Raw genomic sequence first — 20,135 nt, 5'->3', positions numbered from 1 at the left:
GGAGATCCACGGCATACGGCGGGAACCGCGAAGGGCCGGGCGGTGTAATGAGGGATGTGATGTTCTTGGAGTCCGAGCCGGAGAACCCCCGGGAGGGAAGCGTGCGCCGCCGTACCGCCGTCGTGACCGCCGCGCTGGCCGGTGCCGCGCTGCTCGCCACCGGATGCTCTTCGGACGGTGGTTCCGCCCCGGCTCCCCCGGGCTCCGCCTCCGCGCCCTCGTCGGCGCCGCCCTCCGGGGGCGGCGAAGGGCCCTCGGCACCGGCGAAGGGCACGGCCGAGGTGACCGGCACCGTCGCGACCGGGCTCACCACCCCGTGGGGCGTGGCCGTGCTGGCCGAGGGCGATCTGCTGGTAGCCTCCCGGGACACCGGCCGGGTCGTCCGGGTGGCCGCCGGCAGCGGCCGCACGACGCAGGTCGGCACGGTGCCCGGGGTCTCCTCGGGCGGCGAGGGCGGCCTCCTGGGGCTCGCCGTCTCACGGGACTTCGCGACCGACCACCTGGTGTACGCCTACTTCACCACCGCCTCGGACAACCGCATCGCGCGCATGCTCTACGACCCGGCCAAGCCCGCCGGGGAGCAGCTGGGCGCCCCGGACACGATCCTGCGCGGCATCCCGCACGGCGCCATCCACAACGGCGGGCGGATCGCCTTCGGCCCCGACGGCATGCTCTACGCGGGCACGGGCGAGAGCGGCGACCGGGGCCTGGCGCAGGACAAGAAGTCCCTGGGCGGCAAGATCCTGCGGATGACCCCCGACGGCGAGCCGGTGCACGGCAATCCCGAGGCGGACTCCGTCGTCTACTCCTACGGGCACCGCAATGTGCAGGGCCTGGCCTGGGACGGCCAGGGGCGGCTGTGGGCCGCGGAGTTCGGGCAGGACACCTGGGACGAGCTGAATCTGATCGAGCCGGGGAAGAACTACGGCTGGCCGGTCGTGGAGGGCCTCGCCCATCGCGACGGCTACGCGGACCCGATCGCGCAGTGGCGCACCGACGACGCCTCACCGAGCGGCATCGCCTACGCGGACGGCTCGATCTGGATGGCCTCGCTGCGCGGCGCCCGCCTGTGGCGGATCCCGCTGGCCGGTACGAAGGCCGCGGCCGACCCGCAGGCGTTCTTCGTCGGAGAGTACGGCCGGCTGCGCACCGTCGTCGCCGATCCGGACGGCGGTCTGCTGCTGACCACCAGCAACACCGACGGCCGCGGCGAGCCCCGCAAGGGCGACGACCGGATCCTGCGGCTGCGGGTGAGCTGACCCACGACACCTTGGGGGTGCGATGTTCAACGCGCTGGACGAGCTGTTCGCGCCGGGCCGCAGGCACGCCGAGGACGAGCGCAACCGCCTGGAGCTGGTGCGCGACGAGGAGGGCGACGCGGACCCGGGCCGGGGCCCCGTCGACCTGGACTCGGGCACCGTGCTGATACGTCCGCCGCGGGCCGGCGACTAGCCGCCCACGAGCCCTCCGCCGACCGGCCGCGGCGGCCGGTTCAGCCCGGCTGCCCGGCGAACAGCCGCAGCCGGTGGGCGAGCGCGGCCGCCTCGCCGCGGCCCGAGACACCGAGCTTGGCGAGGATGTTGGAGACGTGCACGCTCGCGGTCTTCGGCGAGATGAACAGCTCCTCGGCGATGCGGCGGTTGGTGTAGCCGGCGGCGACCCGGCGCAGCACCTCGCGCTCGCGCGCGGTCAGGCCGAAGGGCTCCGGTTCCCCGGCGGCTTCGGGCACCGCGGCCTCCTCCGGTTCCTCCAGCACCAGCCGGCCCCGCCGGGCGAGCAGCCGGACGGCGTCGCGCAGCGGGACGGCCCCCAGAGAGTCGGCGACCCCGCACGCCCCCCGCAGCAGGGCGGCCGCGCGGTCGCGGGCGCCGGGATCGTGCCGGGCGAGCAGGGCCTCGGCGTGCCGGAGCCGTACCAGGGCGAGCGGGTACGGGCGGTCGAGGGCGGCGAAGGCCTCCCCGGCGGCGGCCCAGGGCCCGGGGTCGGTGCTCCCGTCGGCGCGCAGCAGTTCGGCCTCGACCAGCAGGGCGTGGGCGGCCCATACCGGGGACAGCCGGGGCAGCCGGCCCGCCGCCTTGCGGATGAGGGCGAGCATCTCGGGGCGGCCGGCCTCCGCGCCGGGCAGCCCCAGCGCGTCCGCCTCCACGGCGGCCGCGGTGTGCAGCATGGGCCAGACGTAGCGGTGGAACGCGGACGGGAACCCCGCCTCCAAAGCGGCGCGCACCGCGGCCCGCGCCTCCAGGAAGCGTCCGCGCCCGGCGGCGACGGCGATGGTCAGATGACGCAGCGGCAGGGTGTTCTGCGGCTGGTGGTCCCGGGGGCCCAGATGGTCCCGGGCGGCGGCGACCTCGGCCTCGGCGCGGTCGTACTCCCCGCGCAGCACGGCGAGATGGGCCAGCAGCGTCGCGGCCCAGCCGAGGTACAGGGCGTGGTTGGTGTTCTCCCGGCCGCGGACGGCGACCTCGGCCGCCTCGTCCCAGCGGCCGAGGGCGAGCAGGGACTCGGCCTGGTTGGCGGAGGCGAAGGTGGCGCCGTCGCGCAGCCCGTGGCGGGTGGCGCCCTCCACGCCCCGGCGGGCCACCGCGATCGCCTCCTCCGAGCGGCCCACGGCCTCCAGCAGGGCGGCGAGGTTGGCGTCGGCGTTCACCGTGAGGTTGCCGTACCGGGCGGCGGCGGCCCGTTCGCGGGCGGCCTCCAGTTCGGCGATGCCGGCGTCGGCGTCACCTGTGTCGGCGAGCAGGATGCCCAGGGTGACCCGGGCGTGGAGCTCCGTCTCCTCGGCACCGACGAGCCGGGCCAGTTCGATGGCGCGCTCCGCCGTGGTGATGCCGTCCGGCCCGGGGTCGTGCATCATCGCCCACCCGGCCACGCTCTCCAGCACCTCGGCGTGGACCGGGGACGGCGGCAGCCCGCGGACGAGTTCCTGGGCCTCGGCGATCTCCGCCCAGCCGTCGCCGCGGCCCATCGCGACCATCAGCCGGGAGCGCTGGATCCAGAACCAGGCGGCGCGCAGCGGGTCGCCGGAGCGCTCCAGCAGGCGCAGCGCCCGCTTGGTGACCTCGTAGGCGCCCTCGCGGTCGGCGCTGAGGCGCGCGGCCACGGTCGTCTCGGCGAGCAGGTCCATGTACTGCAGCGGCTTGATGCCCGGGTCACAGCCGCAAGGAGGGAACACCTCGACGTAGTCGACGGGCCGCAGTTCCTCGCGGACCTCTCCGGGGGTGTCGTCCCACAGCTCCAGGGCGCGTTCGAGCAGCCGGTGCTGTTCGGCGTAGGCGTGCCGGCGCCGCGCCTCGACGGAGGCCCGCAGCACCGCGGGCAGTGCCTTGGCGGGCTCGTGGGCGTGGTACCAGTAACTGGCCAGCCGGGCCGGGAGTTCGTCGGCGGGCACCAGAGCGGGGTCGGCCTCAAGGGCCTGCGCGTAGCGGCGGTTGATGCGGCTGCGCTCGCCGGGCAGCAGATCGTCGCCGACTGCCTCACGGACCAGCGAGTGCCGGAAGCGGTAGCCGTCGCCGTCGTCGGTGGGGAGCAGGATCTTGGCGCCCACGGCGGAGCGCAGGGCTTCGATGAGTTCGTCCTCACCGAGCCCTGCGACGGCCTCCAGCAGCCGGTACTCGACGGCGGAGCCGCCCTCGGCGACGACGCGGGCGACGCGCTGCGCGGTCTCGGGCAGTGTCTCGACGCGGACGAGCAGCAGGTCGCGCAGGCTGTCGCTGAGGCCGGTGCGGCAGCCCTGGGTGATGCTGCAGGCGAGTTCCTCGACGAAGAAGGGGTTGCCGTCGGAACGGCCGAAGACCCGGTCGACCATGCTCGGGGAGGGCTCGGAGTCGAGGATGCCGGCCACTTGGGCGCGGACCTCGCCGCGGTTGAACCGGGACAGCTCCAGGCGCACCACGGAACGCATCCGGTCGAGCTCGGCGAGGAAGGGCCGCAGCGGGTGGCGGCGGTGGATGTCGTCGGAGCGGTAGGTGGCCAGGACGACGAGCCGGCCGCGGGAGAGCGAGCGCAGCAGGTAGCCGAGGAGTTCGCGGGTCGAGCGGTCGGCCCAGTGCAGGTCCTCCAGGGCGACGACGAGCGTGCGCTCCTCCGACAGCCGTTCCAGCAACCGCGAGGTGAGCTCGAAGAGCCGGGCGCGGCCGTGCTCGTCGCGCTGGTCGGCGAGGGGGTCGGGGCCGTCCGTCCCGCCCAGGCCGGGCAGCAGGCGGGCGAGTTCGCCCTCGCTGCCGGCGGCCGCGGCGACCAGTTCGTCGCCGAACCTGCGGTGCAGGGCGCGCAGGATCGTCGCGACGGGGGCGAACGGCAGTCCGTCCGCGCCGATCTCCACGCAGGCGCCGACGGCGGTCACGGTCCCCGGTCCGTCCTGCGCCCCGGCGAGGAACTCCTCGACGAGCCGGGTCTTGCCGACGCCGGCCTCGCCGCCGATCACCAACGCCTGCGGCTCGCCCGCGTGAGCGCGGGCGAGCGCGGAGGTGAGGCGGGTCAGTTCGCGGGTGCGGCCGACGAACACCGGGCTGACCGACTGGTTCTGCACGGTCCCGAGCATCGCACGGGGCCCTGACGGCGCGGTACCGGTTTGCACCGGCACCACGGTGCTCATCCGGCGGCCCTCAGCCGCCGGGTGAGCCGGCCGGCCCTCCTTCCGTGCCGCCTTCCCTCGTCCTGGTCGGCGGCGGCCACGCGCCGGCCGCCCGCGGTGCGGGCGGCCTCGCGGGCGGCCTTGCGGGCGGCCTTGCGGGCCTGGTGCGCCAGACGGTACGCGGCGGCCTCGCGCAGCAGCTGCTCCGTGCGTTCGCGGCCCAGCAGTTCGTGCGTGTACATCTCGTGCTCCTCGGGTTCGGGACCGATGTTCCGGAGTCGTTCTCCGTGCCATCAGCCTCGTCCCCAAGGGGGGTGGGGCACATCGGGCAACCGCCCAGGCTTCGGGGGTGAGGATGCCTTAGGCCGCGCGGCGGACCGCTCAGGTCCTCAGGGCCGCGCGGCCCGCCTCCTCAGAGGTCTCAGCCGCCGGACGAGACCGGGGCCTCGGCCACGCTCGGCAGCCCGCCGAAGAGGTCGAACCACGTCCCGAGCGCGACGCACAGCCCGAGCGCGCCGAGGGCGAGACCGCCCCAGGCGACGGCGCGCACCCACGGTGCGGCGTTCCGTCCGGCGAGCAGCACCGCGCCGAGGACGACGAGGGCGATCAGCGCGCAGACGCCGTTGACGGCGGCCGTGGTGTGCCAGGGGCCGCCGTATATCTGCTCGATCTGCTGGGCGGCGCTACCGGAGGAGGTGTTGATCTGACCGACCAGCTGCCGCCGCTCGGCCAGGACGGTGCCCAGCCAGGTGCCGGTGAGGGACGCGAGGCCGAGGGCGGCACCGACGACCGCCGCGGCTCCCGGCACGACCCCGTCGGGGCGGGGGGCGTCCGGCGTGTCAAGGGTGTCCGGCTCGTCGAGGTCGTCGGGCGTGTCAAGGTCGTCGGCCGCGTCGAGGGCCCGCGGCTCGTCGGGCGCGGGCGGTCCGGCGTCGGGCGCGGGCGCGGGCGTCGCGCCCTCGTCCTCGGCCCGGTCGAGCTCGGCGTCCGCGGCGCGACCGTCGGCTGCCGCCCCGTGGGTCTTGGTGGTCTCCATGGTCGGCAACCGTACGGTCAGATTCTGAGAGCCGTCTGAGAACCGGGCTCGTCCACGGCCGTCGCCGCGGGCTCCGCCGGGCCCTCGATGCAGATCCGCGGCAGCCGGCGCTCCAGCCACCGGGGCAGCCACCAGTTCCAGTCGCCCAGCATGTGCATCAGCGCCGGTACGAGCAGCGTCCGCAGGACGAAGGCGTCGAGCGCGACGGCGGCCGCCAGGCCGATGCCGAACATCGCGATCACGCGGTCGCCGCTGAGCACGAAGGCCAGGAAGACCGAGATCATGATGACCGCGGCGGAGTTGATCACACGGCTGGTCTCGGCGAGGCCGACCCGGACCGCCCGGCGGTTGTCACCGGTCTCGCGCCACTCCTCGTACATGCGGCTGACGAGGAAGACCTGGTAGTCCATGGAGAGCCCGAAGAGCACCGAGACCATGATCACCGGCAGGAAGGGCTCGATCGGGCCGGCCGCCCCCAGCCCCAGCAGCTCGCTCCCCCAGCCCCACTGGAAGATCGCGACCACGATGCCGAAGGACGAGGCGACGGCGACGACGTTCATGACCGCGGCCTTGAACGGGATGCCGAAGCTGCGGAAGGCCAGCAGCAGGAGCAGGCAGCCCAGGCCGATGACGGAGCCCACGAAGAGCGGCAGCTTGCCGACGATCACCGAGGCGAAGTCCGCGTAGCCCGCCGTGACCCCGCCGACGTACACCTCCAGGGAGGTGCCCTCGGTGGCCCCGGGGATGACGTCCTCGCGCAGGTGGCTGACGAGCCGGTCGGTGGCCTGGTCCTGCGGGGAGGTGGTGGGGACGACGTCGATGACGTCCAGCCCGCTGCCGTGCTGCGCCTGTTCCATGTGCACCGCTGCGACGCCCTCGGTGCGCCCCAGGGCGACGGTGAGCTGCTCCAGGGCCGCGCGGTCGGCGGCGTCGCCCGACTTGGCGACCAGTTGTAGGGGGCCGTTGAAACCGGGCCCGAAGCCCTCGGAGAGCATGTCGTACGCCTGGCGGGTGGTCGTGCCCGCGGCGCTGTTGCCCTGGTCGGAGGCGCCGAGGTGGAGCGAGGTCGTGGGCAGGGCCAGGACGAGCATGACGACGGCGGCGACCGCGGCGAGGACCTTGGGGTGCCGTTCGACGAACGCGGACCAGCGGGCCGCGAACCCGGTCGGCAGCTCGGGCGACGGCCCGTGCTCGACGAGCCGACGCCGCTCCCGGCGGCTGAGCGCCTTCATGCCGATCGTGCCCAGCAGCGCGGGCAGCAGCGTCACCGAGGCGGCGACGGTGAGGATCACGGTGAGGGAGGCGGCGATCGCGACGCCGTTGAGGAAGGACAGCCGAAGGATCAGCATGCCGAGCAGGGCCACGCAGACCGTGCCGCCGGCGAAGACCACCGCCCTGCCGGTCGTGGCGACCGCCTTCTCGGCGGCTTCCCGTACCGGCAGGCCCTGTTTCAGGCCCCTGCGGTGACGGGTGACGATGAACAGGGCGTAGTCGATGCCGACACCCAGGCCGATGAGCAGGCCGAGCATCGGCGCGAAGTCGGCCACCCTGATCAGGTGGCCGAGCAGTTCGATCGCCATGTACGCGGTACCCACGCTGACCAGCGCGGTGATGATCGGCATGAACATCGCGAACAGCGAACCGAAGGCCACCAGCAGGACCACGGCCGCGACGGCGACGCCCACGACCTCGCTCATGTGCCCGCCGCCGCCCTCGGTGAGCGCGATGGCGCCACCGCCGAGGGCGACCTGGGTGTTGCCGTCGGCCGCCGCCCTGGCCGTGTCGACGACCTTGCGCACCTGGTCGGCGTGCAGGTCGTCCGAGGGCCTGTCGAACATCACGGTCGCGTAGGCGGTGTGCCCGTCCTCGCTGATCTGCGGGGCGCCCTCGGCGCTGTACGGGCTGGTCACCGAGGCGACCCCGGGGAGTGCGGCCACCTCGTCCAGCGCGCCGGTCAGCCGCTCCCTGACGGACGCGACGCCCACGGTGCCCTTGTCGGTGTGCCAGACGATCGTGTCGCTGTCCCCGGCCGAGCCGGGGAAGGCCTCCTTCAGCAGGGCGGTGGCCTTGCTGGAGTCGGTGCCCTTGATGTCGTAGTCGTTGGAGTAGGCGGATCCGGCGAGCAGGGCGGCCGTGGACAGGCCGAGGAGGGCGACGAGCCACAGCAGGACGACGGCGAGACGGCGGTTGAGGCACCAGCGGGCGAGTGCAGCCATTGCTCTCCCTGGGGTTGCGCGGATCTTTCAGGCCGGGGAAGAGCCCGCAAAGAAGACACCACGTACGTCACCGACTGAAGCAGGAAGAAGAGATCGTTGGCCGCTTTCGTGCGGTTAATCACATACCGCGCGGGGAATTTATGCCGCCCTTACAAGCGGCGGACCTGCGACGACGCGGAAGGGGCGGGCCCCCTGACCGGGAGCCCGCCCCTTGTGTGCCGCGCGCCTGCCGGCCGCGTGATATCAGCCCTGGACGCCCAGCTTCTCCAGCACGAGCTCGCGCACGCGCTTGGCGTCGGCCTGACCGCGGGTGATCTTCATGACGGCGCCGATGAGCGCGCCCGCCGCCGCCAGGTTGCCGCCACGGATCTTGTCCGCGACGGCGGCGTTGGCCGCGATGGCCTCGTCGACGGCCGCGCCGAGCGCGCCCTCGTCCGAGACGACCTTCAGACCGCGCTTGTCGACGACCTCGTCCGGCTCGCCCTCGCCGTCCAGCACGCCCTCGATGACCTGGCGGGCCAGCTTGTCGTTGAGCGAGCCCTCGGCCACCAGCGCCGCCACCCGGGCCACCTGGGCCGGGGTGATGGGCAGGGCGGTCAGTTCCACGCCGTCCTCGTTGGAGCGGCGGGCCAGCTCGCCCATCCACCACTTGCGCGCGGCGGCCGCGTCGGCGCCCGCCTCCATGGTGGCGACGATCGGGTCGATCGCACCGGCGTTGAGCACCGACTGCATCTCGTGGTCGGAGATGCCCCAGTCCTGCTGCAGACGCCCCCGGCGCACCCGCGGGAGCTCGGGCAGGCCCGCCCGCAGCTCCTCGACCCACTCACGGGCCGGGGCGACGGGGACGAGGTCGGGCTCCGGGAAGTACCGGTAGTCCTCCGCCTCCTCCTTGATGCGGCCGGAGGTGGTGGAGCCGGTGTCCTCGTGGAAGTGCCGGGTCTCCTGGACGATCGTGCCGCCGGAGGAGAGCACGGCGGCGTGCCGCTGGATCTCGAAGCGGACGGCCCGCTCGACGCTGCGCAGCGAGTTGACGTTCTTGGTCTCGCTGCGGGTGCCGAACTTCTCCCGGCCGATGGGGCGCAGCGACAGGTTGACGTCGCAGCGCATCTGGCCCATCTCCATGCGGGCCTCGGAGACGCCCAGCGCCTTGATCAGCTCACGCAGTTCGGTCACGTACGCCTTGGCGACCTCGGGCGCGCGCTCGCCGGCGCCCTCGATCGGCTTGGTGACGATCTCGATCAGCGGGATGCCGGCCCGGTTGTAGTCCAGCAGCGAGTGCGAGGCGCCGTGGATGCGGCCGGTGGCGCCGCCCACGTGGGTCGACTTGCCGGTGTCCTCCTCCATGTGGGCGCGCTCGATCTCCACGCGGAAGACCTCGCCGTCCTCCAGCTGCACGTCGAGGTAGCCGTTGAAGGCGATCGGCTCGTCGTACTGGGAGGTCTGGAAGTTCTTCGGCATGTCCGGGTAGAAGTAGTTCTTCCGGGCGAAGCGGCACCACTCGGCAATCTCGCAGTTGAGCGCGAGGCCGATCTTGATGGCGGACTCGACGCCGGTCGCGTTGACGGCCGGCAGAGCGCCGGGCAGGCCCAGGCACACCGGGCACACCTGGCTGTTCGGTTCGGCGCCCAGGGTGGTCGAGCAACCGCAGAACATCTTCGTCTTGGTGCCGAGCTCGACGTGGACCTCGAGGCCCATCACCGGGTCATAGGACGCGAGCGCGTCCTCGTACGACACCAGGTCCGTGACGGTCACAGTCTTGATACCTCTCAGTTCCCCGTCAGGATGACAGCACGTCGTGGTCGCTGCCGTCGCCGAGCCGGCGCAGCTGGCGGAGCAGCAGGGCGACGCCCGTGGCGATCGCCGCGGCGCTGACCACCGCGTCGATCAGCAGCAGCGTGTCGCTGTCCGCGCGCCCCCGCTTCATCTGCCGTGCCACACCGACCGCGCCGAAGAGCGTCGTGCCGATCGACAGGTAGGTGCCGGACTTGCTCTTCTTGAAGCCCTTGGCCTTCTCGAGCTTGCTCACAGGATCGGTGCCTCCTCCAGCAGCGGGTGTCCCCAGCGTGCGGTGAACGCCGCTTCGACGGCCGCACCGACACGGTAGAGGCGGTCGTCGGCCATGGCCGGGGCGATGATCTGCAGACCGACCGGGAGCCCGTCCTCGGACGCGAGGCCGCAGGGCACGGACATGGCGGCGTTGCCGGCCAGGTTGGCCGGGATGGTGCACAGGTCGGCGAGGTACATCGCCATCGGGTCGTCCACGCGCTCGCCGATGGGGAACGCGGTGGTGGGGGTGGTCGGCGAGATCACCACGTCGACCTGCTGGAAGGAGCGCTCGAAGTCCCGCGAGATCAGGGTGCGGACCTTCTGGGCGCTGCCGTAGTACGCGTCGTAGTAGCCGGAGCTGAGCGCGTACGTGCCGAGCATGATGCGGCGCTTGACCTCGGGGCCGAAGCCGGCCTCGCGGGTGAGGGCGGTGACGTCCTCGGCGCTGCGGGTGCCGTCGTCGCCGACCCGCAGGCCGTAGCGCAGGCCGTCGAACCGGGCCAGGTTGGACGAGCACTCGGACGGCGCGATCAGGTAGTACGCGGCGAGCGCGTACTCGAACGACGGGCAGGACAGCTCGACGACCTCGGCACCGAGCTCGCGCAGCAGCTCGACGGACTCGTTGAACCGCTCCATGACGCCGGGCTGGTAGCCCTCGCCCGCGAACTCCTTGATGACGCCGACCCGCAGGCCCTTGACGTCGCCGTTGCGCGCGGCCTCGACGACCGGCGGGACGGGGGCATCGATGGAGGTGGAGTCCATCGGGTCGTAGCCCGCGATGACCTCGTGCAGCAGCGCCGCGTCCAGCACCGTACGGGCGCAGGGGCCGCCCTGGTCCAGCGAGGAGCTGAAGGCGACCATGCCGTAGCGGGAGACCCCGCCGTAGGTCGGCTTGACGCCGACCGTGCCGGTGACGGCGGCCGGCTGGCGGATGGAGCCGCCGGTGTCGGTGCCGATGGCCAGCGGCGCCTGGAAGGAGGCCAGGGCCGCGGAGGAACCGCCGCCCGAGCCGCCGGGGATGCGGGTGAGGTCCCACGGGTTGCCGGTGGGGCCGTAGGCGCTGTTCTCGGTGGAGGACCCCATGGCGAACTCGTCCATGTTGGTCTTGCCGAGGATGACGATGCCGGCCTGCTTGAGGCGGGCGGTCAGCGTCGCGTCGTACGGCGGGATCCAGCCTTCGAGGATCTTGGAGCCGACGGTCGTCGGGATGCCCTTGGTGGTGAAGATGTCCTTCAGCGCCAGCGGGACGCCCGCGAGCGGGCCGAGCTTCTCGCCCGCGGCGCGCTTGTCGTCGACGGCCTTGGCGGCCTTCAGGGCGCCCTCGGTGTCGACGTGCAGGAAGGCGTGGACCTTCTCGTCGACGGCGGCGATGCGGTCCAGATGGGCCTGGGCGACCTCGACGGCGGACGTCTCGCCGGAGGCGACGGCGGCCGCGGTCTGCGCGGCGGTGAGCCTGGTCAGATCGGTCATCGTGATCAGTCCTCCCCCAGGATCTGCGGCACCTTGAAGCGCTGCTGATCCTCGGCGGGGGCGCCGGACAGCGCCTCGGCCGGGGTCAGGCTGGGCCGGACCTCGTCGGGGCGCATGACATTGGTCAGCGGCAGCGGGTGGGAGGTCGGCGGTACGTCCTCGCCGGCCACCTCGGAGACGCGGGCGACCGCGCCGATGATGGCGTCGAGCTGTCCGGCGAAGTGGTCGAGCTCTTCGTCCTTCAGCTCCAGACGCGACAGCCGGCCGAGGTGGGCGACCTCCTCGCGCGTGATGCCTGGCATGCAGCGATCCTCTGGGGGTGAGTTTGGTCTTTTCGCGCCCAATCCTATGGGCGCGGGCGCCCCGGGGGCGAAACGGTTTGCGCTGCGCCCGGCCGGGGACCGCCGGACGTGACGCCCGCGGGCCCCGGTGCCCCCGGGGCGGGTGGGGCCGGCGGGGCGTCCGCGGCCCCGGCGCGGCGCGTGCGGGCCCGCTGGTCGAGGGCCCGCAAACGTTACTGCGCGTCGGGGACGGCGGCCCGTTCCTTCGCGGCCTCCAGCTCCGCCGGGCGGCGCCAACCGGAACGCCCGCGCAGCCGCAACCAGGCCGTGGTCTCCTCCGGGGGCATCGCGGCGGCGACCAGCCAGCCCTGGATCGCGTCACAGCCGAGGTCCCGCAGGCGCTCCCACGTCTCGTCGTCCTCGACGCCCTCCGCCACGACGAGGAGGCCGAGGGAGTGGGCGAGGTCGACCGTGCAGCGCACGATCTCCGCGTCCTCGGCGTCGACGGACAGCCGCGCGACGAACGAGCGGTCGATCTTCAGCTCGCTCACCGGCAGCCGCCGCAGGTGGACCAGCGAGGAGTACCCGGTGCCGAAGTCGTCCAGCGACATCTTCACCCCGTGCCCGGTCAGTCCGGCCATGGTGTCGGCGGCGCGCTGCGGGTCCTCCAGCAGCACGTGCTCGGTGATCTCCAGCTGCAGCGCCCCCGGCGGGACCCCGTGGCGGGCCAGGCGCGCGGCGACGGCCCCGGCGAAACCCGGCGAGTGGACGTCGCGCGGCGAGACGTTGACGGCGACGGGGACGTCGAGGCCCATCGCCCGCCACCGGGCGACCTGCCCGAGGGCGGTCTCCAGGACGTACTCGGTGAGCTGCGGCATGAGCCCGGAGGTCTCGGCGATCGCGATGAACTCCTCGGGGCTCACCCGGCCGCGCTCGGGGTGCACCCAGCGGACCAGCGCCTCCAGGCCTGCGACCTGTCCGTCGAAGCGGACCTTCGGCTGGTAGTGCAGCTCGACCTCACCGCGGTCCAGTGCCCGGCGCAGGTCGCCGAGGAGGCCCAGCCGGTCGGGCGTGTTGCCGTCGCGGGAGGACTCGTAGACCTCGACCCCGCTGCGGTCACGTTTCGCCTGGTACATCGCGACGTCGGCGCGGCGCAGCAGGCCCTCGGCGTCACCGGCGTGATCGGGGTAGACGGCGACCCCGGCGCTGGCCTCGAGCACCAGGGTCAGGCCGTCGAGACTTAACGGCGAGCTCAGCGCGGCGACCAGGGCCCTGGCGATGCGCTGGGCGCGGGTCGGCGCGTCGCAGGTGGGGAGCAGGACGGCGAACTCGTCGCCGCCGAGCCGGGCGACCTCGGCGCCGCGCGGCAGGGCCAGCCGCAGCCGGTCCGCGATCTGCACCAGGAGCCGGTCGCCGGCCATGTGGCCCAGGGTGTCGTTGACGGAGCGGAACTTGTCCAGGTCGATCAGGACCAGGGCGGCGCGCTCGCCGCTGCGGGCGGCGTCGTCCAGCGCGGTCCAGGTGCGCTCCAGCAGCCACTGACGGTTGGGCAGTCCGGTGAGGGGGTCGCGCAGTTGTTCCTCGGCGCGGGCGTGGGCGATCCAGAGGGTGGAGTCGAGCGCGATCAGGGGCACGGCGAACAGCGGGAGCAGCAGGGGCAGATCGGCCGCGACGATGATGATCAGCGGGGAGATGCCGAGCAGTGCGACGCCGACGAAGCCCTGGCGTATCAGCGCGGTGCGGGCCACGGTGGGCAGGGCTCCGGCGCGCGGCACGATCGCGTACCACAGGAGCGTGCGGGTCGCAGCCAGGTAGCCGAGTGCGGCGGCGAGCACCGAGGGAACGGCGGCCATCCCCCAAGTGGCGGGTTGCCAGGGCTGTTCGACGGACGGGTGGGTCCCGAAGGCGGACAGCGCGAGCGAGGCCGCGCCGATGCCGAGGATGTCCACGGCGCCGTGCAGCAGCGCCTCCCGCCAGCGGTGCCGGCGGGCCGCGCCGACCAGGACGACGACGGCCAGGCTGACCAGCACCGCGGGCACCCAGCCGTAGAGCAGCAGCATGGCGAGGGTCAGGGCGGCGCCGGAGCCGGTGCCGCCCCACCAGCGGTCCCGGCCCATGGCGACCAGGTGGCCGACGATGATGCCGGTGAGCACGGCGAACGCCCAGCCGACGTCCCCGCCGGGGAAGAAGGCGTTGCCGTCCACGAGTATCCGGACGACGCCCACGACCAGGGCCGCCGCGGCAGCGCCCACGACCGAGTACCTGAGTGCCGCCGCGGGCAGCACCGGCGCGGCCGGCCCGAGCAGCCGCTGCGCCGGTCCGGCGCTGTCCGTCGGTTCCATGCCCGTACCCTCTCGCAGCCGCGTGTGCCGTTCCACCACACGCCCGTGCCCGCGGGATTGACCACCGGGCTGCTGGAGGGCCCATGCCCGGAAGGCGCGCCTCTCAACAGTAGGCCGATAAAGGCTGTCACGGGCACCGATCGGCTGCTGTTGCCCGAATGGATCCCACCCTCCCGGATCGTTGCGCTATGGGCCGAAAGGGTGATGATGGGCTGTCAGCCCTCCGGGTTCACGGCGGCCCCCCGGGCCGCGTCGGCGCCCTGTCCGAGCAGGACGGCGAAGCCGTCCTCGTCCAGGATCGGCACCTTCAGCTGCACCGCCTTGTCGTACTTGGAGCCCGGGCTGTCGCCGACGACCACGAAGTCGGTCTTCTTGGAGACCGATCCGGTGACCTTGGCCCCGCGGCTCACGAGCTCCTCCTTCGCGCCGTCCCGGGTGTGGGTGGCGAGGGTGCCGGTGACGACGACGGTGAGGCCCTCCAGCGGGCGCGGCCCCTCGTCGGAGCCCTCCTCGGTGAACCGGACGCCCGCGGCCTTCCACTTGCGCAGGATCTCGCGGTGCCACTCCTCCTCGTACCACTGCTTGAGGGAGGCCGCGATGATCCCGCCGACGCCGTCGACACCCGCCAGTCGCTCCTCGTCGGCGGCGAAGACGGCGTCCAGGTCGCGGAACTCGCGGGCCAGGGCCTCGGCGGCGACCGGGCCGACGTGACGGATCGACAGGCCCGCGATGATCCTGGCGAGCGGCCGCTCCTTGGCCTGCTGGATGTTCTCCAGCATGGCCACCGCGTTCTTCTTCAGCTCGCCCTGCTGGTTGGCGAAGACCGAGACGACCTTCTCCTGACCGGTCTCCGGGTCGCGCTTGGGCAGGCCGGTGTTCTGGTCGAGGACGTGGGCGCGGATGGGGAGCAGGTCCTCGGCGGTGAGGCCGAACAGGTCGCCCTCGTCGCTCAGCGGCGGCTCGGCGGGCTCCAGGGGCCGGGTGAGCGCGGCCGCGGCGACGTAGCCGAAGTTCTCGATGTCCAGGCACCTGCGGCCGGCCAGGTAGAACAGCCGTTCCCGGATCTGCGCCGGGCAGCCCCGCGCGTTGGGGCAGCGCAGGTCGATGTCGCCCTCCTTCATCGGCCGCAGCGGGGTGCCGCACTCGGGGCACTGGGCGGGCATCACGAACTCGCGCTCGCTGCCGTCCCTCAGGTCGACGACGGGGCCGAGGATCTCGGGGATGACGTCACCGGCCTTGCGCAGCACGACGGTGTCGCCGATCAGCACGCCCTTGGCCTTGACCACGTCCTGGTTGTGCAGGGTGGCGAACTCGACCTCCGAGCCGGCCACCGTGACCGGCTCGACCACCGCGTACGGGGTCACCCGGCCCGTGCGGCCGACGCCGACCCGGATGTCGACCAGCTTGGTGTTGACCTCCTCCGGCGCGTACTTCCACGCGATGGCCCAGCGCGGCGCGCGGGCGGTGGAGCCGAGCCGGCCCTGCAGCGGGATCTCGTCGACCTTGACGACGATGCCGTCGATCTCGTGCTCGACGTCGTGGCGGTGCTCGCCGTAGTAGGCGATGGCCTCCTTGACCTCGGCGAGGGTGCCGACCACGCGGGCGTACCTGGTGGTGGGCAGGCCCCACTCGTGGAGCAGTTCGTAGGCGTGCGACTGGCAGTCGATGGTGAAGCCCTCACGGGCGCCGATGCCGTGCACCACCATGTGCAGCGGGCGGCTCGCGGTGACCCGGGGGTCCTTCTGGCGCAGGGAGCCGGCGGCGGCGTTGCGCGGGTTGGCGAAGGGCTTGTCGCCGGCCTCGACCAGGCGGGCGTTGAGCTCCTCGAACTTCTCCATGGGGAAGAAGACCTCGCCGCGGATCTCGACCAGCGCGGGGACGCGCTCCCCCGCCAGCCGGTCCGGGATCTCGGCGATGGTGCGGACGTTGGGCGTGATGTCCTCGCCGGTGCGTCCGTCGCCGCGCGTGGCGCCGCGCACCAGACGGCCGTTCTCGTACGTGAGGTTGACGGCGAGTCCGTCGACCTTCAGCTCGCACAAGAAGTGGTAGGTGCCGCCCTCGCCCGCCGGGGGGCCCAGCTCCGCGGCGAGGCGTTCGGCCCAGGCGTTCAGCTCCTCCTCGGTGAAGGCGTTGTCGAGGGAGAGCATGCGCTCGCGGTGCTCGACGGAGGTGAACTCCGTCGCGTACGCGCCGGCGACCTTCTGGGTCGGCGAGTCCGGCGTGCGCAGCGAGGGATGCTCGTCCTCCAGCGCCTCCAGCCGCCGCAGCAGCTTGTCGAAGTCGGCGTCGCTGACGACCGGCTGGTCCTTGACGTAGTAGCGGAAGCGGTGCTCCTCGACCTGCTCGGCCAGGGAGGCGTGCAGCTCGCGCGCCTTCGCCGGCACGTCCTCGTTCCTGGCGCCCTCGGGGATCACGGAGTCCTCCACGTCCACGTCCTTCCTCATCCCATCCTCACTCAGGGTTGTCGACGAGCGAGCGTGCCGCCTTCGCGCAGTGCACCAGGGCGGCACGGGCATAGGCCGGCGAGGCCCCCGCCAGACCACAGGACGGGGTCACCGCCACGGAGGTGCCCAGCTCCCCCGGGGACAGCCCCAGCCTGCGCCACAGCGCCCGAACACCACTGACGCTACCCGCAGGGTCCGACAACGGGGCGTCGGTCCCCGGGACGACACCGGCGAAGAGCGCGGTTCCCGCCTCGGCCGCCTCACCGAAGGCGTCCCAGTCACTCTCCGTGAGCAGCGAGAAATCGAACGACACCCCCGCCACCCCGGCCCGCCGCAGCAGCGCGAAGGGCACCTCCGGCGCGCAGGAGTGCGCGATCACCGGCACGCCGTCCACACCGCCCACGGCCGCCATGACGTCCCGCAGCGCGCCCTCGACGACGCCGCGGTCCACCGCGCGGTGCGTGCGGTAGCCGCTGGCGCTCCCGACCCGGCCCTGGAGCACGGCGGTGAGCGAGGGCTCGTCCAGCTGCAGCACGGGCCTCGCGCCGGGCACCCGCCGGCGCACGTCCTCCAGGTGCAACCGCAGTCCCTCGCCGAGCGAGGCGGCCAGGTCACGGCAGGCGCCCGGGTCGGAGAGCGCCGCCTCGCCGTTCTTCAGCTCGACGGAGGCCGCGAGCGTCCAGGGCCCGACCGCCTGGAGCTTCAGGGGGCCCTCGTAGCCCTGGGTGAACTCCTCCAGGGCGTCCAGGTCCTCCCCCAGCCACGCCCTGGCCCGGCGGGTGTCCCGGCCCGGGCGGTCGCCGAACCGCCATCCGCTGGGCTCCACGCGCGCGTACAGCTCGACGAGCATCCCGAGCGTGCGGCCGATCATGTCCGCGCCCGGGCCGCGCGCGGGCAGCTCCGGCAGGAACGGCAGCGCCTCCAGCGCCCCGGTCGCCGTCCGCGCCGCCTCGCGCGCGTCACCTCCCGGCATCGAACCCACACCGGTGGCCGCCCCTTGGGGCAGCCGGAACTTCGCTTCGGTCGCTTCCGTGCTCACCGGTGCAGCCTACGTCGGCGCGCCGGTCAGGCTCCCGGCCGGATCGTCAGGTCGTTGATCTCGGCGTCCCGCGGCAGGTCGACCGCCGCCAGGATCGCCGTCGCCACCGACTCGGGGGCGATCCAGCGCGAGGGGTCGTACGTCTTGCCCTCCTGCTGGTGCACCTTGGCCTGCATCGGCGTGGCGGTGCGGCCCGGGTAGACGGAGGTGACCCGCACCCCGTTCGCGTGCTCCTCGTGGCGCAGGGAGTCGGCGAGCGCCTTGAGGCCGTGCTTGCTGGCCGCGTAGGCGCCCCACTCGGCGTGCGCGTTGAGCCCGGCGCCGGAGTTGACGAAGACCACGTGCCCGCGGGAGAGCCGCAGTTGGGGCAGGACGAGGCGGGTCAGCTCGGCGGGGCCCACGAGGTTGGCGGCGAGCGTCCGGTTCCAGGTCTTCGGGGTCAGCTCGCCGACCTGCCCCAGGTCCACGACGCCCGCGATGTGCAGCAGGGAGTCCAGCCGGTCCGGCGGCGACTGGTGGCCCAGCGCCCAGGACAGCCGCTCCGGCTCCGCGAGGTCACCGACGAGGGTGCGCGCGCCCGGGAAGCGGTCGGCGAGCTCCTTGGCGCGTCCGGCGTTGCGGGCCAGCAGCCACAGTTCGTCGCCGCGGTCGAGGAGGCGCTGCGCCACGACGGCGCCGATGCCGGAGCCGGCGCCGGTGATCAGGTGAATCGACATGGGCTCCATGCTGTCATCCCCCGCGGGTCACACGACGCCGGCGTTCTCCTCCAGATAGGCGAGCGCCGAGACGCCGTCCTCGGCGAAGAACACCAGGTCGGCGAGGGGCAGCGGCAGGAAGCCCTCCTCGTCCATGCGCTGGAACTGCTCCTTGAGCCCGTCGTAGAAGCCCGCCGTGTTGAGCAGGACGACCGGCTTGGTGTGCAGCCCGTGCTTCTTCAGCTCCAGGATCTCGGTCGCCTCGTCCAGCGTGCCGGTGCCGCCCACCATGACCACCACGGCGTCCGCGCGGGCCAGCAGCTCCGCCTTGCGCTCGGCGAGGTCGGCCGCGATCACCATCTCGTCGGCTCCCTTGCGGGCCTTGGCCGCGAGGAACTCCACCGAGACCCCGACCAGGCGCCCGCCGTGCTCCTGCACCCCGTCCGCCATCACCTTCATCAGGCCCACGTCCGAGCCGCCCCACACCAGGGTGTGCCCGCCCTTGCCGATCAACTCGGCGAACTGGCGGGCGGGTTCGGTGTAGCGGGGCTCGAGGTCGGCGGCGGAGAGGAAGACGCAGATGTTCATGCGGGCCAGTCTCGCGCATGGCGCCGGGCGCCGGGCAGGGGGGCCGTCCGGCCCGTTCCGCACCCCGCGCCCGGTGCCGGGGCCGCTCAGGCGCTCGCGGCCGCCGGCCGGCTGCGCTCCGTCGTGGCGATCGTCGCCGAGCCGACGACGCGCGTGCCGTCGTAGAGCACGACCGCCTGGCCCGGTGCGACGCCGCGGACGGCTCCGCCGGTGAAGCGGACGCGCAGTTCGCCGCCGGCCAGCTCGGCGGTGACGGGCACGTCGTCGCCGTGGGCGCGCAGCTGCGCGGTGTACGCGCGCTGCCCGGCACCGTCGGGCGCGGTGCCGCACCAGCGCGGGCGGATGGCGGTCAGGGCCGTGACGTCCAGGGCCTCGGCCGGGCCGACGGTCACCGTGTTGTTCACCGGCGAGATGTCGAGCACGTAGCGCGGCTTGCCGTCGGCGGCGGGCACGCCCAGGCGCAGCCCCTTGCGCTGGCCCACGGTGTAGCCGTAGGCGCCGGAGTGGGTGCCCAGGCGGTTGCCGTCCTCGTCGAGGATGTCGCCGTCGGCGGTGCCCAGGCGCCGCGCGAGGAAGCCCTGGGTGTCGCCGTCGGCGATGAAGCAGATGTCGTGGCTGTCCGGCTTCTTCGCCACGGACAGGCCGCGGCGGGCCGCCTCCGCCCGGATCTCGTCCTTGGTGGTGAGGGTGTCGCCGAGCGGGAACATGGCGTGCGCAAGCTGCCGCTCGTCGAGGACGCCGAGGACGTACGACTGGTCCTTGGCCGCGTCGGAGGCGCGGTGCAGCTCGCGGGAGCCGTCGGGGTTGGCCACGACGGTGGCGTAGTGGCCGGTGCACACGGCGTCGAAGCCGAGGGCGATCGCCTTGTCGAGCAGCGCGGCGAACTTGATCTTCTCGTTGCAGCGCAGGCAGGGGTTGGGGGTGCGGCCCGCGGCGTACTCGGCGACGAAGTCGTCGACGACGTCCGCGCGGAAGCGGTCGGCGAGGTCCCAGATGTAGAAGGGGATGCCGATGACGTCCGCGGCGCGGCGGGCGTCGTGGCTGTCCTCGATCGTGCAGCAGCCGCGGGCTCCGGTCCGGAACGACTGCGGGTTCGCGGAGAGGGCGAGGTGCACGCCCGTGACGTCGTGCCCCGCTTCGGCGGCGCGGGCGGCCGCCACGGCCGAGTCGACGCCACCGCTCATCGCGGCGAGCACGCGGAGGCGACGGCCGTCGCCAGGGCCTGTGGGTGCACCGGGGAAGTCAGTCATAGCGCCTCCTAGGGTACGGCGCCCCCGGGGCGCCTTGCGGGGCCGGTCGTGGTGGGTGCGGTTGCGTGGCTGTCCCTTAAACCAACTCTACGCTCCCCCCGAAAGGCCCGGTAGAAACAGGCATGTGCCATGTACATCAAACAAAAAAAGAAAAA

General features: G+C 73.3%; 16 protein-coding genes. 2 read left to right on the top strand and 14 right to left on the bottom strand.

Going from position 1 to position 20,135, the window contains the following annotated elements; genetic code table 11:
- The first annotated feature begins 59 nt into the window (after nt 1-59).
- Both PV350_RS26330 and PV350_RS26325 read left to right on the top strand, forming a co-directional pair.
- Nucleotides 60-1,259, top strand: coding sequence for a PQQ-dependent sugar dehydrogenase (locus tag PV350_RS26330; protein ID WP_500336435.1), 1,200 nt, complete (start codon nt 60-62; stop codon nt 1,257-1,259).
- Nucleotides 1,260-1,281: 22 nt separating this feature from the next.
- Complete coding sequence (locus PV350_RS26325) at nt 1,282-1,452, top strand: DUF6191 domain-containing protein (RefSeq protein WP_499514152.1); 171 nt, start codon at nt 1,282-1,284, stop codon at nt 1,450-1,452.
- Between the two features lie 40 nt (nt 1,453-1,492).
- Here the strand turns inward: PV350_RS26325 and PV350_RS26320 are convergent, their stop codons facing one another.
- From PV350_RS26320 to mnmA, 14 genes are all read right to left on the bottom strand, one after another.
- On the bottom strand, nt 1,493-4,540 hold the full coding sequence (locus PV350_RS26320) for a helix-turn-helix transcriptional regulator (RefSeq protein ID WP_500336442.1): 3,048 nt from the start codon (nt 4,538-4,540) through the stop codon (nt 1,493-1,495).
- A 50-nt stretch (nt 4,541-4,590) separates the two neighbouring features.
- On the bottom strand, nt 4,591-4,815 hold the full coding sequence (locus tag PV350_RS26315; RefSeq protein ID WP_500336434.1) for a hypothetical protein: 225 nt from the start codon (nt 4,813-4,815) through the stop codon (nt 4,591-4,593).
- A 179-nt stretch (nt 4,816-4,994) separates the two neighbouring features.
- Nucleotides 4,995-5,609, bottom strand: a complete 615-nt coding sequence (locus tag PV350_RS26310) for a hypothetical protein (protein ID WP_499514149.1) — start codon at nt 5,607-5,609, stop codon at nt 4,995-4,997.
- Between the two features lie 17 nt (nt 5,610-5,626).
- On the bottom strand, nt 5,627-7,825 hold the full coding sequence (locus tag PV350_RS26305) for an MMPL family transporter (protein ID WP_499514148.1): 2,199 nt from the start codon (nt 7,823-7,825) through the stop codon (nt 5,627-5,629).
- 243 nt (nt 7,826-8,068) lie between these two features.
- Nucleotides 8,069-9,577: an Asp-tRNA(Asn)/Glu-tRNA(Gln) amidotransferase subunit GatB gene (gatB, locus tag PV350_RS26300; protein ID WP_499514147.1), complete on the bottom strand. Its 1,509-nt coding sequence runs from the start codon at nt 9,575-9,577 to the stop codon at nt 8,069-8,071.
- A gap of 25 nt (nt 9,578-9,602) precedes the next feature.
- Nucleotides 9,603-9,851: a hypothetical protein gene (locus PV350_RS26295; protein ID WP_499514146.1), complete on the bottom strand. Its 249-nt coding sequence runs from the start codon at nt 9,849-9,851 to the stop codon at nt 9,603-9,605.
- Complete coding sequence (gene gatA, locus PV350_RS26290; RefSeq protein ID WP_499514145.1) at nt 9,848-11,341, bottom strand: Asp-tRNA(Asn)/Glu-tRNA(Gln) amidotransferase subunit GatA; 1,494 nt, start codon at nt 11,339-11,341, stop codon at nt 9,848-9,850. Before gatA ends, PV350_RS26295 begins: the two co-directional genes overlap by 4 nt.
- 5 nt (nt 11,342-11,346) lie before the next feature.
- Entirely contained in the window at nt 11,347-11,643 is a 297-nt protein-coding gene (gene gatC, locus PV350_RS26285; RefSeq protein ID WP_499514144.1) for an Asp-tRNA(Asn)/Glu-tRNA(Gln) amidotransferase subunit GatC, read from the bottom strand.
- Between the two features lie 212 nt (nt 11,644-11,855).
- Nucleotides 11,856-13,964, bottom strand: coding sequence for a putative bifunctional diguanylate cyclase/phosphodiesterase (locus PV350_RS26280; protein WP_499514143.1), 2,109 nt, complete (start codon nt 13,962-13,964; stop codon nt 11,856-11,858).
- 215 nt (nt 13,965-14,179) lie between these two features.
- Nucleotides 14,180-16,408 carry an NAD-dependent DNA ligase LigA gene (ligA, locus tag PV350_RS26275; RefSeq protein WP_500336431.1) on the bottom strand — a complete coding sequence of 743 codons (2,229 nt, stop codon included), beginning with the start codon at nt 16,406-16,408 and terminating at the stop codon, nt 14,180-14,182.
- A gap of 7 nt (nt 16,409-16,415) precedes the next feature.
- Nucleotides 16,416-17,447, bottom strand: coding sequence for a methionine synthase (locus PV350_RS26270; RefSeq protein WP_500336429.1), 1,032 nt, complete (start codon nt 17,445-17,447; stop codon nt 16,416-16,418).
- 26 nt (nt 17,448-17,473) lie between these two features.
- On the bottom strand, nt 17,474-18,163 hold the full coding sequence (locus tag PV350_RS26265; protein WP_499514140.1) for an SDR family oxidoreductase: 690 nt from the start codon (nt 18,161-18,163) through the stop codon (nt 17,474-17,476).
- Between the two features lie 27 nt (nt 18,164-18,190).
- A complete protein-coding gene (locus PV350_RS26260; RefSeq protein WP_500336427.1) occupies nt 18,191-18,730 on the bottom strand; it encodes an LOG family protein in 540 nt (179 codons plus the stop codon).
- Nucleotides 18,731-18,816: 86 nt separating this feature from the next.
- Nucleotides 18,817-19,980 (bottom strand): tRNA 2-thiouridine(34) synthase MnmA, encoded by a 1,164-nt coding sequence (gene mnmA, locus PV350_RS26255; RefSeq protein WP_500336425.1) that lies wholly within the window; start codon nt 19,978-19,980, stop codon nt 18,817-18,819.
- Nucleotides 19,981-20,135: the final 155 nt, after the last annotated feature.

The organism is Streptomyces sp. PA03-6a (assembly GCF_033792765.1).
GTDB lineage: Bacteria > Actinomycetota > Actinomycetes > Streptomycetales > Streptomycetaceae > Actinacidiphila.
The sequence above is the reverse complement of the archived record's forward strand: the minus strand, read 5'-3'. Positions and strand labels throughout refer to the sequence as shown.

Excerpts from the sequence above, each read along its gene's own strand:
- PV350_RS26330 (WP_500336435.1), top strand. The coding sequence starts at position 60 with ATGTTCTTGGAGTCCGAGCCGGAGAACCCCCGGGAGGGAAGCGTGCGC.
- PV350_RS26325 (WP_499514152.1), top strand. The coding sequence starts at position 1,282 with ATGTTCAACGCGCTGGACGAGCTGTTCGCGCCGGGCCGCAGGCACGCC.
- PV350_RS26320 (WP_500336442.1), bottom strand. The coding sequence starts at position 4,540 with ATGCTCGGGACCGTGCAGAACCAGTCGGTCAGCCCGGTGTTCGTCGGC.
- PV350_RS26315 (WP_500336434.1), bottom strand. The coding sequence starts at position 4,815 with ATGTACACGCACGAACTGCTGGGCCGCGAACGCACGGAGCAGCTGCTG.
- PV350_RS26310 (WP_499514149.1), bottom strand. The coding sequence starts at position 5,609 with ATGGAGACCACCAAGACCCACGGGGCGGCAGCCGACGGTCGCGCCGCG.
- PV350_RS26305 (WP_499514148.1), bottom strand. The coding sequence starts at position 7,825 with ATGGCTGCACTCGCCCGCTGGTGCCTCAACCGCCGTCTCGCCGTCGTC.
- gatA (WP_499514145.1), bottom strand. The coding sequence starts at position 11,341 with ATGACCGATCTGACCAGGCTCACCGCCGCGCAGACCGCGGCCGCCGTC.
- gatC (WP_499514144.1), bottom strand. The coding sequence starts at position 11,643 with ATGCCAGGCATCACGCGCGAGGAGGTCGCCCACCTCGGCCGGCTGTCG.
- PV350_RS26280 (WP_499514143.1), bottom strand. The coding sequence starts at position 13,964 with ATGGAACCGACGGACAGCGCCGGACCGGCGCAGCGGCTGCTCGGGCCG.
- ligA (WP_500336431.1), bottom strand. The coding sequence starts at position 16,408 with ATGAGGAAGGACGTGGACGTGGAGGACTCCGTGATCCCCGAGGGCGCC.
- PV350_RS26265 (WP_499514140.1), bottom strand. The coding sequence starts at position 18,163 with ATGTCGATTCACCTGATCACCGGCGCCGGCTCCGGCATCGGCGCCGTC.
- PV350_RS26260 (WP_500336427.1), bottom strand. The coding sequence starts at position 18,730 with ATGAACATCTGCGTCTTCCTCTCCGCCGCCGACCTCGAGCCCCGCTAC.
- mnmA (WP_500336425.1), bottom strand. The coding sequence starts at position 19,980 with ATGACTGACTTCCCCGGTGCACCCACAGGCCCTGGCGACGGCCGTCGC.